General features: G+C 52.7%; 8 protein-coding genes. 4 read left to right on the top strand and 4 right to left on the bottom strand.

The annotated features are described in order from the left end of the window. Positions 1-105: 105 nt before the first annotated feature. The 3 genes from ACZZ0B_RS26435 to ACZZ0B_RS26425 form a co-directional block, all read right to left on the bottom strand. Positions 106-2136 (bottom strand): 2Fe-2S iron-sulfur cluster-binding protein, encoded by a 2031-nt coding sequence (locus ACZZ0B_RS26435; protein ID WP_463546592.1) that lies wholly within the window; start codon positions 2134-2136, stop codon positions 106-108. 45 nt (positions 2137-2181) lie between these two features. After that, positions 2182-2808, bottom strand: a complete 627-nt coding sequence (locus ACZZ0B_RS26430; RefSeq protein ID WP_440096038.1) for a glutathione S-transferase family protein — start codon at positions 2806-2808, stop codon at positions 2182-2184. A gap of 105 nt (positions 2809-2913) precedes the next feature. Beyond that, positions 2914-3840 (bottom strand): LysR family transcriptional regulator, encoded by a 927-nt coding sequence (locus ACZZ0B_RS26425; protein ID WP_463546977.1) that lies wholly within the window; start codon positions 3838-3840, stop codon positions 2914-2916. 1029 nt (positions 3841-4869) lie between these two features. Between ACZZ0B_RS26425 and ACZZ0B_RS26420 the strand changes: the two genes are divergently transcribed. From ACZZ0B_RS26420 to ACZZ0B_RS26410, 3 genes are read left to right on the top strand one after another with little or no spacing between them, the layout of a single operon-like run. After that, complete coding sequence (locus ACZZ0B_RS26420) at positions 4870-5553, top strand: hypothetical protein (RefSeq protein ID WP_463546591.1); 684 nt, start codon at positions 4870-4872, stop codon at positions 5551-5553. Then, positions 5550-7820, top strand: coding sequence for a KGGVGR-motif variant AAA ATPase (locus ACZZ0B_RS26415; protein ID WP_463546590.1), 2271 nt, complete (start codon positions 5550-5552; stop codon positions 7818-7820). Before ACZZ0B_RS26420 ends, ACZZ0B_RS26415 begins: the two co-directional genes overlap by 4 nt. Positions 7821-7823: 3 nt before the next feature. Next, positions 7824-9260: a hypothetical protein gene (locus ACZZ0B_RS26410; protein ID WP_463546589.1), complete on the top strand. Its 1437-nt coding sequence runs from the start codon at positions 7824-7826 to the stop codon at positions 9258-9260. Positions 9261-10431: 1171 nt separating this feature from the next. Here ACZZ0B_RS26410 and upx read toward each other — a convergent pair. Further along, complete coding sequence (gene upx, locus ACZZ0B_RS26405; RefSeq protein ID WP_463546588.1) at positions 10432-14247, bottom strand: anti-phage protein Upx; 3816 nt, start codon at positions 14245-14247, stop codon at positions 10432-10434. Positions 14248-14481: 234 nt separating this feature from the next. Between upx and ACZZ0B_RS26400 the strand changes: the two genes are divergently transcribed. Next, on the top strand, positions 14482-15213 hold the full coding sequence (locus ACZZ0B_RS26400; protein WP_463546587.1) for a hypothetical protein: 732 nt from the start codon (positions 14482-14484) through the stop codon (positions 15211-15213). Positions 15214-15284: the final 71 nt, after the last annotated feature.

Below are 15284 nucleotides of genomic sequence, written 5' to 3'. Positions count from 1 at the left end.
GGATCGCCCTGTAGGAGCTGCCGCAGGCTGCGATCTTTTGATCTTGTTTTCAGGACACCAAGATCAAAAGATCGCAGCCTGCGGCAGCTCCTACAGAGGGGCGGTTTATAGGTCCAAGACCAGCGGGTGGGGGCTCTGTGCCGGGACGGCGCAGCAGATCAGCACGTGGCCGGCTTCAGGGATGTCCGCCGGGGGCTGTGGATAATTCACCGCGCCGCTGACCAGACGGGTTTTGCAGGTGCCACATGACCCGCCACGGCAACTGAACTCCGGACGCAATCCGCGGCTTTCCGCCAACTCCAGCAGACTGCCGCCATCGGGCTGCCAGCGCGCCTCTTTTGCCGAGCGCTCGAACACCACCGGCACCGAAGTGGTCGCGGCGGGCGGTTGTTCGATCACGATGGCGTCCGGGTCGGCCTGACGTTTCAGTGTCGACGGGCCAAAGGTTTCCGCGTGAATTTGCGCATCGCGCACATCCAGTTCGCGCAGGATGTCGTACAGCCCCTGGGTGAAACCACCGGGGCCGCAGAGCACAAAGTCGAGCTGATCAAAATCCTCGGCCTCCAGCAAATTCCTCAGCACCGTGCCGTCAATTCGGCCCAGCAGATCAAAATCCTCGCCCTCCTGCAGATCGGCTTCCGGTTGGCTGAGCAAACGCAGGACGCGGACTGAGTCGCCTGAAGTTTCGAGCAAACGGTCCAGCTCCTTGCGAAACGGTTGATCCGCGAGACTGCGCGAACTCTGCAGCAATAACGTCGGACGAATCCCGCGCGTGCGTAAGCCTTGGTACACCACCTCGCGCAGCATCGACAGCAACGGCGTGATTCCCACACCGGCGGCCAGCAGCACCAGTGGTCGGTGCTCCAGCGGCGCCACGGTGAAATGCCCTTGCGGCGCCCGCGCTTCCAGCACATCGCCGACGCGGATCTGCTCATGCAGATGGGATGAAATCAGGCCTTCACGCTTGACGCTGATCCGGTAGAAACCGTCCGATGGCGCGCTCGAAAGGCTGTAAGTGCGAATGTGTACCTCGCCATCAATCGTGAAACGCAGCGGCAGATGCTGGCCAGCGAGAAACACCGGCAAACCGGCGCCATCGGCGGGCTCCAGGTAGATGGAGCGGATGCTGCGACTTTCTGCCTCGATCTTCGCCACGCGCAGCGGCCGCCATTGGTTGCCCAGTGCCTGCGCCTGCAAACGCGCCGCCGCCTCGGTCCAGTTGCCGGTCAACAGACTGGTCGGCGACATGCCGTCGAAGCGCCAGCGCAACGCCAATGCTGCCGGGCGCCGCACCAGTGTTTCCACCTCGAACGTCCACAAACGCTCAGCGCCCTGAAACGCTTCGATCTGCGGGTCGTCGAGCAGGATCTCGGTGCGCCCGCTGAGTTGCAGCAAATCGCCTGTGGAAAAGTCGATGAACAGCAAGCCAGCCTTGGGGTTGAGCAGCAGATTGCCGAGAGTGTTGAAGTGCAGGTTGCCGGCGAAGTCAGGGATGGTCAGACGATTGCCATCCACGCGTACGAAACCGGCCTGGCCGCCCCGGTGGGAAACATCCACCGCACGCTGACCGTCGACATCGACATAACTGGCGACGAAGAACGTATCGGCTCCCGCGATCAGCGCGGTGGCCGCGTCATCCAGCGCGTTGAGATGTTCAGCCGGGCGAGTCTGCGGATCCGTCAGCGGCACGCGCTGGAACTGACGCAGCTGGATGTATTGCGGGCAATTGCCGAAAGCCTGATCCACGCTCACGGCGAAACCCTGAGCGTTCAGATTGCCGACATGGCCGTTAAGGCGATTGCGCCGGCGGGTGTGCAATTCGATGCCGAGCAGACCGATCGGCTCACCGTTGCGCAGTTGCGCCGGATCATCAGCCGCGACCTGACTGGCGAAATGCAGGTGCTCGGGATCCGGCGAATGCGCGAACCCCGGTGCACCTTCGAGCACGCTGGCCCACGGGCGCCCCTGTGCATCGACGGCGCCGTACAGCAGGAAGGGCAATTGCTGATAGAACTCGCGGTGCTGGTCCGGCATCCAGGTGCGAATCACCTTACGCCCGAATGCTTCCATGCGTTCGGCAACGCCGACATGGGCTTGTAACTGTTGCTCGCCAGCGTGCCACGGTGAACGTTCCATCACGACCTCTCCCCTGCGCCGACGGCACAGTGTGGATAGCGAAAATCAGGCGGTGGTTTGCAGACCGGCGACGGTGCGCGGCATGCCGACAAAACCGGGCAAGGCTTCGACCCGGGCCAGCCAGGCGCGCACGTTGTCGTAGTCGTCCAGCGACACGTTGCCCTCGGGTGCGTGAGCGATATAACTGTAGGCGGAAACGTCGGCAATGCTCGGTTCGTCGCCGGCCAGAAACGCAGTCTTGCCCAACTCAACGTCCATCACCTTGAGCAGGTTGTGCGCACGGCTGATCGCCTCTTCAGCATTCAGTTGTGCGCCAAACACCGTGACCAACCGTGCAGCAGCAGGCCCGAACGCAATCGGCCCGGCGGCAGCGGATAACCAGCGCTGCACCCGCGCCGCGCCGACCGGGTCAGCAGGCAGCCAGCGACCGTGACCGTATTTTTGCGCCAGATACACCAGAATCGCGTTGGAATCGGCCAGCACCACGCCGCCGTCATCAATCGCCGGCACCTGGCCAAAGCTGTTGATCGCCAGATACGCCGGCTGTTTGTGCTCACCTTTCGCCAGGTCGACGAAGATCAGCTCGGTGGGCAATTGCAGCAGGGACAGCATCAACTCGACGCGATGAGCGTGGCCAGAGCGTGGGAAGTTGTAGAGTTTGATCGCTTGCATGGTCGACTCCGCTGAACAGGGGCGCCACTGCGAGGGTGAGAGCGCCGATGCAGGCCATCATCCCCTTACTGCGAAAAGAACAGAATCACCAGCAACCGCAATCGATTATTTCATCTCGTGCAACAACGCAGCATTTTGCAGCGCCGGGTGTTCACGCAATGCCTTGGCGGCGAAATCGACAAAACTGCGGATCCGCGCCGGCGCCTTGCGCCCGCCCTGATACACCACATGGATCGGCAGTGGCGGCAGTTCGAACTCAGCAAGGACGATTTCCAGCTCGCCGGCCGCAACCTTGCTCGCTACTTGATAGGACAACACGCGGGTCATGCCCAGACCCATGCTGGCGGCGGTAATCGCAGCCTGATTGGCGGTGACGATCAGGCGCGGCTCGGGACGCACGCTGAGCGGCTCTCCTGCGTCGAGAAACGGCCAACTGCGTTGCTGACCAATCGCAGAAGTCGCGACCACTGGCACACCTGACAGCGCATGAGGATGAACCGGTCGACCGTGCTGAGCGAAATAAGCCGGCGAACCGCAAATAACCCGGCGAACCTCGCCCACCCGAATCGCATGCTGACTGCTGTCCGGCAGGTCACCGATGCGCACCGCCACATCAATGCCCTCCTCAACCATGTTGACGATCCGATCAACCAGTACGGCGTTAATCGTGACATCCGGATACTGCGCGAGATAACCCGCCATCACCGGAGTGACAAACAAATCACCGAACAACACTGGCGCCGTCACCGTCAATTGCCCGCGCGGCTGAGCATGGCTGCCCGCCGCAGAATCCTCGGCCTCCTGCACCTCGGCAAGAATCCGTCGACAATCCTCCAGATAACGCTGCCCCGCTTCGCTCAAATGCACACTGCGCGTGGTCCGAATCAACAACTGCGTACCGATGCGCAACTCAAGCGCTGCCACCGCACGGGTGACGCTAGCTGCGGACAGGCCCAAACGCCGAGCGGCCGCGGAGAAGCCTTGCTCTTGGGCGACGGTGGTGAAGATGTGCATTTCCTGGAAGCGATCCATAGGGTCGACGCTCACCTCAAAATCAAAAAAGATCGCAGCCTGCGGCAGCTCCTACAGGTGAAATACGATTCCCATGTAGGAGCTGCCGCAGGCTGCGATCTTTTGCTGAATTTAGAGAATTAAAACTGTCGCGGGAGGGCCTTGTTTTAGCGGCCTGCAGCCTCTTGTAGAGGAAACGCAAAACTGTCGCAACCACCCAAAAATCCGGTTCGGACAGATATTCTAGAGAATTAAAACTGTCGCAGCCAGAAACGACGCGGCTTTAATGTACATTCAAGAGCCCCGGCGTCTGGTCAACCGCCGGGGCGTGAATGACCGACGAGGGATGAAATAGGCAACGAGACCGATGGTCATCAACCAGACGTGGGTTGAACTGTCGACCGGGGTGTCATTTGGGGAAGAGTCATGGTGTAAATGGACCGATTATCCGGCCAAGGGAAGGGTCAAAGCCGGAATTGACTAGTGACCGTCCTAACTTCGTATTTACCCGCCCTCCCCGTTGCCGAGAAACGAATGACGAGGCTCAAAACTCTTTTACATCATCGAAATAATCGCTATCCAATTTCGGTATGGCAAAGTGCGCGACTGATGCTCGGGCACCGCACTGGTGTTTGGCCCTGATGGCTTCTTGCACGACTGCCTATGCATCAATGACCCCCGCTTGGGCATCCGCCGGATTTCTGCTGTAGCGCTTCGGACGGCTGAGTTCGCAATCTGAGCGCTGATGAGCGCGGTCTGCGTATTGAGCGTGCCTGTTTACTGTTTTGGGCGGGTTCGTAAAGGTAGCGGCCTGCTAATTATTGAGATCAAATTATGATCAATGACATGTGACAAAAATCCGGCGATTTCAGCAAAAGTCACTGTTATGATCACAAGAATAACCTCGAAGTCAATTGTACGGCGTCAATCCGAATAAAAAGAGGACGAAAGGCTCTCGCTGATGCCAGCGCATCGTTGATCGTTACTTGATTTGTGCCTATAGTCCCCCTAGACCAAGAGGGGAATACTATGACGGCCGGTAACGTTCTTATGGAACTGCTGCAAAATCCGAAGGAACCACTGGGCCTTAGTCGGCATTCAGGCACCATCCTCGCCGATTGGCTCGAGGAAGCCATGCTAAGCGCATCACGCCAAAAATCAGGCGAAATTCACGACGCGATAGTGCAGCTCTATCAGAGTGCATTAACCCGTTGCTCTTCTGATGTCCAACTTGCTGTCCAAGCAGCCAACAAGGCAGATTCATTGCATAGGGAGGCATATCAGATGGGTATGCTGAGCCTTGCCCAACTTTTGGCTGCACAGAGTGTGGATAGAAAAGTTAGTGCCGAATTCAATGAATTTTTGAATGATCCGGCGAATGTTTCATATATAAGTGCTTTGTTTGAACAGTCACTTAGCAACAAAATGCTTTCTAAAATTGTAGGCCAAACAGAAGAAAACGTCAGCCGCAAGCTAAGAAGATTTAGAGAATTGGGAATTACTACATCCAAAAAGGTCGGTACAACTGTAATTAATTCTCTTTCTGCAGCGGCTAGACAGATACAGGAAGAGCAAAGATTGCATAAGAGTTTCGATGCACTAGTTCCTAAAGCCTCTAGAGATAGCGCTCTATTTGCACTTGAAACTAGGAAGGAATCCTCACAACCATTTATGCAACGCCAAATTGCTTTCAGTCGTTCTGTTAGCAATCGTGCTGAGAGGATGTCAGCATGAATCAATCGAAAATCGTAACTTTCTACTCATACAAAGGGGGCGTAGGCCGAACTATGAGTCTTGCTAACGTCGCGTTCTTAGCGGCGTTGGATAGTTACAAAGTGCTTGTCATGGACTGGGATATGGAAGCGCCAGGATTAGCTTATTATTTTCGCGGCCTTCACGACGGAGCAGAAGCAAAAGCCTTAAAAAACACCCGAGGATTGCTAAATATCTTTTGGGATTGGAGTGCAGGTGCCGAGCAGGCGCAAAGTTCTGAAGATGTGGAGTTACTTTTTGATAAGGCGAGTTCAGGTGACATATTTGAGGAGTGTGTTAAACCTCTAATTGGGCCAGGACTCTTCGAAAAGAATATTAAGCTTGACTATATTAGTGCAGGTGGATTAACGGTAGGGAAAGAGCAGCTTTTTTATGAGGATGCACTATCTAAATTTTCTTGGACCGATTTTTTTGATAAGTATGCAGGTGGAGCACTACTAGAACAGTTGAAGATATGGGCAAAATCTAATTACGATTTAGTTCTTATTGATAGTCGCACGGGCTTTGCTGATGTTGCTGGTATTTGCACAATGCAAATGCCTGACGAGGTTGCGTTGTGCTTTGTGCTCAACCGTCAAAATATCGATGGTATTGCACGTGTTGCTTCTGCAATTAGAGAGCGTCGACAAGAAGAGGTCTCTCTAAGGGCTGTCCCCATGCGTATGCGCGTTGTTGGTACTGAATCTTCTGAAGTAAGCGACGCCAAAGCTCGCGCTGTTAGTGAGCTGGTCAGAATTGGAGGTTTTTCCAACGTAGCGATTCAAGAAGACATTAAGAATCTGGCAATACCTGCGATTGATAGTATTCCATCCTATGAAACTCTCGCACCATTTGTTGCAACCGACCCGAAATTCGATCAGTTAACGTTGAATTATACGAAATTGGCAAGCGAGCTTGTAGGGAAGAGCATTAACGTTCCAGTCATTACATCCGAAACAATAGATTTAGTTAAGCGCAGACTATTGCCTCGACATGCTACTGAAGAGTTTCTAGAGAACCTTGCAACCCGCGATTCAGAATCGGCGGTTGCGGAGCTACAACAGCTTACTCAAAGCGCTCAAGAATTAATTGTAAACGAAGAGTATCTTGATCCAGATTACGTGAAAGCATTAGTCCGAGCATGCGATAACGTAGCTGAAAATATGGATGATCTCGCCGAAATAATTTCAATTAAAATGGCTGCTGTGGATTTGCTTCGCGCGATTGCCAGCGTTGAACCTGATATGTGGAATATCGATCTTGAGAGTAAGATTTCTGAAGTAGTGGATTTTCACGGTTATATGCTTGAGCATGAAGTTCAACTGGCCCTTCTGGAGGAGCTCGACATAATCCTAGCGGGCTTTTCATCCATCAACCTGAAAATTCGGCGTATAGAACACAGACGTAAGGCTGCGTGGATCTACGTCGAAATGAAGAAGATTGAGGCAGTCAAGAGAACGATAGGGGAAATTGTCGCTCTTAGCAAAGATCTCACAGGACATAAACTTGCCCAAGATCAATTAGCTGAAACTGTAGCGATCGATGTTGACGTTTGCCGGCTTAAAGCTGAAATAGAAATTCAGATGGGGAATTATCAAGCTGCACGCAGTGATCTTACTGAATCGCTTAGTCTGATTAAAAAGTATACGTTAAGAAACAACGCGTCAAGTGTGCTGTCCAGAATAAAATTCAATATTCACATCAGATTTACTGAGTTTCCTAGGCCTTATTTAAGCGTGCGAGAAGCAGCTGAGCATGCTGTTGAAGCAGCTGCTAGCGGGTGGTCTATTCAGAGGATAGTTATTCGCTTTATAACTTTGAGTAGAGTAATAATTGAGAGCGGCAGTGACACCTTAACCGTAAAGTTCTGTGAAGCCTTATTTGGAGGAGATAACAGAGCTAGAGTTCAACTTGGTAATTATTATGGGCGCTACCCAGAGCAGGCTGTAGATTTCTTCAAAATTGCTCGCGAGTTGGTGTCAGTTGTTATAAAGCATGAAGATCGGTCACGCTCGTTTGTGATATGCACAGCCTTCTCTGAAGCGGCGTCGCTTGTACTTAAAGGGCTTATTCGTCGTCGGCATAGTGTCAAAGAAGAAGATTGGACATTGTTGACGAATGAGTTTGACTTACTTTCTACTTTATTTGATCGCGTGGGTGTACATATAGAATCTCATAATAGCGTGTTGGAGAATCGCTTATTTGTGCGAGGAAAAAGCCACGATAGTAACTCGCCCGAGGACGATTGAATAATGCCTTCTCCTGCTGACTTATTCATCGAAAATTGGGAGCTTGCCCGCAAGTGGAGTGGTCCCGATGTGCAAAATTTTAAATTACCATGCGCAGAATTTAAGCGCGCCGTCGGCGAGTCGTTATTAATTCCTAGTGCTTCGGACTCTTATGCGGCGCTCAAGAATTTACAGCGTGGAGATGATCCTGCTGTTCTGAACGGCAGGATAATGTATGTTCTTGCTGCAATAGATGATTTTTTCGAGATCGTTCATCCTCGAACGTTAAATCGAAGTAAGTTGTTTGATCGGATCCCCTTATCACACTGGATGCGAAAAATTGTTCTTGAGCGACTAGATAACGGGGCATTCAGTTCTACGCAGACTCACCAGTTGGTTCCAAGGGGACCTTTGGTTCGCTCACCTCGCGGTGATTTCGCATCAAGTGCGTACTCTTTCCTCGACCAGTTCGGATTCCTGACGGTAGTACGAACAGAGCTCTTAATAGACGAGAGGCCAATCAAAGTGAGTACGATCGCTAAAGATCGCTCTCTTAGTCAAGGTATTGGGCTAGCCCCTAGTTCGAGCGGCTCTGAAAAAGTCGCATTTATCCCAATCGCGCAATTAGATGAACATTTGTTAATAGAAAGAGTTGAGCGAAATGGGCATGCATATGTTGACTTCAAACTCAGCGAGGACATTGACGCGGCTGCGGTAATTGACTCCGTCCTTTGTGACATTGGTTACGCGGATATTGTGATGTCTGCTGAATTAATGGTAGATGCTCTCGCAGCGGATAGACTTAGTCACCTGATCAGCGCTAAACCTGGTCGCACGCGGATTCTGCTCGCAGGTTCTGGCAATACAATCGAAACTCGAGATGGCTTACCTTGGAATGAAACTCGCGTGTTCAATGGCTCCGGAGTTGAGCTTTGGCGCCAAAGAAAAATTTGGCAGGCTGGATTGGACACGTCCCGCTCAGAAGATCTCGGGCTTGTTCCTGGCCATAATGGTCGGCTTATGGAGCATAATCACGCAGGTGACGAAGTTGTTGTCGCTGATTTAGATGGGTTTGGGCGATGCGTTGTACTCATTTGCCAGGATATAAAATCCAGCCCGTTGGCTTCTCAGCTTATTAAGCTTTATCAGCCGGACTGGGTTTTTGTTCCAATTCTAGACTGGGGGACCGCTATAGCGCGCTGGGCACACGTGGAGGCATTTCAGCTGAGTGATTTCTCTCCGGCCAGATTCCTCATCGCCAGCAGCTTATCGATGGTTGAGAAACTAAAGAAGGAGGAACAACCCTGCGGTTTGGCTGTTGGGCCAAAACAGTCAACGGAGCAGAACCCCGGGCGTGAGTGCGCAACCGCCTACGCAAAAACGTCGCCGCACGGCTTCGGGATGGTGGAGTGGCAGACTGGCTGGGGAAAAAGTGCATTAATGTTTGACCCAAAAAAATGAGCCGGAATAAGATGGCGTCTTCTACCGTTAAACGACAGGTGTGAGTGAGCGCTCATCCGCCCCGACTGAGCCCCGTCTAATATCACGTACTCGGATCACCTCAGTGTCGGCATTCTGGGTAAGTAGGTTGGGTTTGCTCGGCGTCAGGCTCGACTTCGTGTGCAGAGACTATGAGTTTGGGGCCTTCGGCATGCCATAGCATTCCGCAACCGTTCTGGCGAGGGATTTTGTGGGGCTAGAAATAACTAACCCCCTAGTTCGCAGTACAGATAGTACGATTTTCCCGAGGCGTGAGTATTGTGCTGCGATCGAAGCTACGTTACAGCTTGGACAAGCTGCATAGTCAGATTAGATTTTATCTACAGCAGCCTTCTCAACGAAATCGTTTCTTAGATTACTGCAATAATAGTTTTCTAATCTTATCCTTAATCTCGGCAGGCTTCTCATAACATCCATATTTGGACGCTTGTTCTTTATTTGTATTGGACCCTAGGTGAAAGCCGCTGTAGTAAAAATAATAGTTGGCGATTTTAATTGTTTTTTGGCTGGGCCCGCAAAGAAAAGAGTAAAGTGTTTTTAGCTGATCCCGGGTCAAGTGAAAAGGTAGCTTTTTGCTTCTATCAAGATCGTAAGTTAGTTCTAATGTAAGTTTCGACATTTTTATCAACCACTCAGCCGTTAATCTTATTCTTAGTCTACCATTTATCGCTCTCAACGAGCTGCATAACCAGAAGCTTCAAGAGCTTTAGTTACATGGGCGTGCGTTTTGGCCGATAGTGGTCTGCAGCGACCCGTGCCACAATCCCAATGCAGTAAGCAATAGATCCCCAGTAGCAAGGAAGCTCAGCCTATTGCTACGGCAGAGCAACGTATCGCCCTAAGAGATACGACTTGCCACATACCATTCACCGCAGCACAGTATCAAAAGACACCCGCCCCCTTTCTCTCGCATCGCACGCCCCTACGCGCAAACCGTCCTCAAACGACCTGCATGCTCCTCAAGCTTACGAACAAGATCCCCTACGCCAAGCTCTCTATTAAGCACAACCTTGCGCCAAGAATTCCCCTGACGCTTGCCAAAGCGGTTATCAAACACCGTTAGGTACTCGCGCAACTGCTCACCCTCAGCCTCTGACTTAGAGTGTCCTACATTGAGTATCAGGGCTACAGTTCAGTATTCGAGAAGGTCGTTTGGCCGCCCAACATGAGTACCTTGCAATGCAGCGATCTGGGACTGTGCGTAAGCGACAGGAGATGCTCCGCTGAAAACAAGCCAGGAGACGAGCTCGGGATCTTTGATTGCCGTGAGCCGTGCAAACTCAGCAAGGTTTTCATGCGCGAGTGCAACACGCTTCAGATGCCGTTTGAGCTTATCTGGTTTGCCCTTTATATCCTCACCCTGATAATCGGAAAGCTGGGAAGCGACTTCTGAGTAGTTTCGAGTAAGGGAAAGATCCTTGCACTCGACGATGAGCACTTGGTTTCGATCCGCACGCCAAGCAAGCAGGTCTATATCGCCAGGATCAGTGGGCAGTTTTCGGCCCAATATCTCTGGAAATCCGATTCCGCGCCGTACAGTCCACCCCGCACCTTGAAGATCCTTTTCTAGAGACTTTTCGAAGGTATGCCCTTCCCGGGCCTCACCCAACCATTCGTCCCTCATTCCGTCGGTACGGAAGAAGTCTCGTTTGAGCCGCCCCGAATGTGCTCCGTCGAACACGTATTGCAGCGAGTTGCGCAATTGCCCTGGGGATACGATCACTAACGGGTCTTGGCTATCGTCTATCTGTAGCAACGGCCTGGCGACGGCTGACAAGCGTCGACCGAACCGCCAAGGATAGATGTCGGATAGGTCAAACTCGTCAGTCACCTCAGCCCACTTCGGACGAGTTTTGAGCACGAATCGGTCAAGGAACGCGGAAACGACGTTATCGTCGAGTCCGGCGGACTGACCGGCATGCTCCAACTGGCTCCGCTTCATGGTGAGGATTGCCGCCTGATTAGCGATCCCAATCAACTCAAGTGCATGGACGAATTCGAGGCCTTCTTCTAGCGTAAAGTCCATTTCTGCGTTCCAGAACGCGAGAAAGCTCTCAGTATCGTCATCGTCTGTGGCAGCATCCGTGGTGCCTTCTTCGCTTATCAACTCTTCGATCTCTTCCGCTTTGGCGTAATGCTGTTTGAACCGAGCAGCGTGGGCTTCGAACCGCTCGTTGGTCGCCTTAGACAACAAAGGGTCAAGCACCATTTCTCCAAGCTCGTCGCGGAAGAGAAGGTCACCTAATGGAGATATCTGCACTTGGGCAGGTAGTGCTCCAAAGCGCACGGCGTCAGACATGCCGCCGATGCGAAAGAGTAATGCTGCTTGTGCAAGGAGCCGCCCGAGCGCCATATCGGAAGGCTCCATCCCTCCTTCAATAGGGCACGCGCAAATTGCTAGCTCAATGACTAACCGGGAGGTCAGCGCCGCGCCGGAAAAACGTCCTAACTGCTTGGCGACGGTTGTCTCGACACCGACTTCACCAGCATGCAGACCGAGTACCGCAGCGGCCGTCCGATGCCAATGGTTCTCCTCACGGCGTGCTCGTTCGCAATTCTCGAGCAGGCGGGTAAGAGTCTTCAGCCGATCGAATTGGGAAAGCTCATCCTGCATGTCTTTCAAGAGCACATCCACTACATCGTTGAGGAGCTTGCCGACCGCCTTCTTCCCCTCGTACTGCGCCGGTGCATCGGCCGCAACCGCACGCCACCCGAGCTCAATTCTGGCGGCACCCGACTCAGTGTTTTCGATGGTCAAAAGGCTTCGGCTCAACGAGCTGGACACCCTATCACTGAAGTCGAATGTCTCCATAATGTGGAAGCTGCGCGCGGCGTCATTGGGAACCGCGATCTTCTCGATCGCAAAGCCCTGGTCGGCTGGTGCATTGAAACGAAGCAGAGTGGCAAACGCCGTGCCGAGCGCGCGGACCAATGCGCGTTCTGCACGATTGTCCGAAGCTCGAAAGCCAGCAAGAAATCCGTCTATGAGCACTACCCTTAGTGCCCCATGCTCACGGACCCGCTCGAGCCTCCAGAAAGCATTTAGGTTACGGGGAATCGCCTTACCGTCGAACCCGCTAATGTCGCCGTCACCCTCAAAGCAGAGATAGACCTTTATCGACTTCCTTATCCTCTCATTGCCTATGGCTTCGACCGCCTCGCCAATTCGCCCAGCCCACGTGCGTACTATCTTGGCCAACTCGACAAGGAGCGCTTGATCCTCCACATCAGGTGCCTCGATCGTCACCCAGAGGGTGAGCTGCCCCTCGTAGACACAAGTCAAACGTCGTGCCTCGAGCTCATCGATTGATGCATAGCACCGGCTTTCGCGCTCGGTCGGGAAGTAGTCCCCTGCTGAGGGCCGCATTACCCTATGCCATCTGCCACTGTTGTCACAAATGCGGTGCCAGTCATACCCCGTGTCTGCGGCTAACCGTACATCACGAAGGAGATCTGTAGGAATTGAGAGCATCAGAGGCCGCTCAGGTGTGATGCGCCCCTCTGGCAATTGATCGTGCGGGACCATATGACCATCATTGGCGCGTGCCCAGCCAAGGAGATTGAGAATGCCGTTGACATTGATTAATTGAACACCGGCTCGCGAAATTATTTCCACTGCGTCCTGCACACGCCAGAAGGCAAGTGGGGACATCTCTGGCAGCGAGCCTAAGCGGAAAAAGTCTGCGCACGACATCGACTCGAACTGCCATGCCGCAGGCATTTCCGGCACCGAGCCAACAAAACCCGCACCCCAGCCACAGCCTACCCGCACGACGATGCCACGCTGGAAGCCTGGTTGTTTGGAAAGTTCAAGAGCGGATTTTGCAGCACGGGCGTCGAGGATACTCGCGGTTTTCTCATCGAGCCGGAGCATGCTGCTGAAACCTTCGGCCGAGTGCTGCTGCACTGAGGGCAAGACGAATTGGAGCACCATGAAGTGGCCCACATCGACTGAAGAGTAAGAGGTCGCTGATTGGGTAGTCCCAATCCTCTCCCAAGACAACCGAATTCGCTCACCGTTACCAAACGCCGGTTTCTGAGAAAGAGTATGTACATGGGCTTGGGCTAGTGCCCTGTCAAGGTTGCTCAACTCTCGCTTCTGGACGGCGAACGCTATCACCGCATGGCGAAGCGCAATGGATAGAGCCGTGGGCAGCACGACGACAAGGCCATCATGTACGCGAAGAAGCGGGCGCTGCTCCAGCATTCCCGCACTAGGCACTTGGCTGACGAGAGCACCGATTTGCGTGTGATCAAGAATGAAGGGGGAAAGATCTGCTATTGCCACACCGGCGGCCTTTAGCATGTGCTTCGTCAGGGTGACACGTGAACGGAGGACGCTTGCGTCAAGGCCTCCAGTTTCGAGCGAGTTGGTGTTGGTTTCAACACCCGGCTCGAATCGTCGTAGAGAAGAGTTAGCGCAAATCACGTCCGATAGCCGTAGAAGCGCCTGTGTAGAACGTTTAATCGAGATGAAGTAGCCCTCTTCGGGCATACTGAAGACAACGTCGACCATCAACTGTGTGTAGAAGCCTGCGGCCTCCCAGATGCCTTCCAGAATGCGGTAATCGCCTTTCTCGTTCCCGACTATCGAGACAAATACGTCCTCGGCAGGATCTTCCCCAATGACGCTGTTCGACTCACCAATGATCGCATACCAGCGCCGCGCATCATCGACGGTAGCTACCTGTGCGCCATGACAATGAATGAGAGCCAGAGCAGCCATCAACTCTAATCGCAAGCATTCGGACTGATGCACAGGGAGAGTCAGCAAACTGGCTAGCAAAGCCACTGTGCCGCTTCGTTCGAAGTTAGCGAGATCGGCGACAAGTCCAGCGTTGTCCTTCGCAACATCATCCAGCGTGTGGCTGGGACTTGCCCAAGCAGCATTCTCAGCCATAGCCTCAAGCAGAGTTTGCAAATCTGGTGTTGAGAAGGAATCGTTCACAAACAGCTCCCGGCAAATTGTTGGCTAGAGGATCTTACGTGACGGGCGGAAAAGGGCCTATGGGAACTTGAGGAGGTATAAAGCAAACCTCAGCCGTCAACGAGCAGGAGGGCAATTCGCCCCCCTATTCTAGTCAACTATCTAGAGAATCCGGGGCGATTCACTGCTGATCTAAGCAGGTTTCAGAGAGCCGCCAAACGTACCACTCGTACCAATGAGAGATTGCTGAACCTAATGAAATACATCCTTTTTTTCGTCGCTGCCGCATCGACTTTGTGGCAGCTGAGTTTTCAATACCATTCCTGGTGGAGTTTTTTTCTGCTGTCAGCAATATCCGTCTCATGGATTCTCGGCACGGTATACACCTATGACTGTATTCAAGCTTTGACTGGACGAAGCTCCCCCTATTACAGGGAGTTTTATGGTGAGCTGAATAAAGATTTCTGTATAGCACTACTTAGCGGCTTATCACTTACATTCATTATAAACATCTCTTCGGCGGACTACAGCCTGTCAAGCATTGACATAGCTTTTGCTGGATTCCCATTTTTATTGTTAAGCGTGCACGACAGCTTTGCGTTGCAAAAAAGAAAGATCGTCGGTGTCCGGCTTCCTAAGGCCATGACGCGCTCCATGATTGGACTTCAGCTTTTCATCATAGGCGTATTTAACTATTACCTGATACAGATTAACTCCGGTGCATTCGCGCCCGCAGAATCCCTGTGGATTCAGATAACGCTCTTATTGACTGCCCTGTGTCTTTGTGTGTTTTCACACCAGATGGTTTTCATTCTTACAAAGCAGAGAATGGAGATCTCTCCTGCGATACTTGGACTATTTGAAAGTATTAAAATGAGCAGAGGCGTTTATAGGCAGGCTGGCGAAATGGCAGAACAATGGAATAAAATTGTATTTGATAAAAAGCTAGAGCAGCGTAAGAAAAAGGCTAAAAAGCACAAGCATTGAAAAATTCGGTTCGGGCTGCTGTACGCCTACCAAGCAATGGCCGTAGCCACCGGCCTGCTTCTAACGCTTGA

The organism is Pseudomonas sp. AC247 (assembly GCF_979258015.1).
Note: the sequence above shows the minus strand (reverse complement) of the source record. Positions and strands in the feature narration are given on the sequence as shown.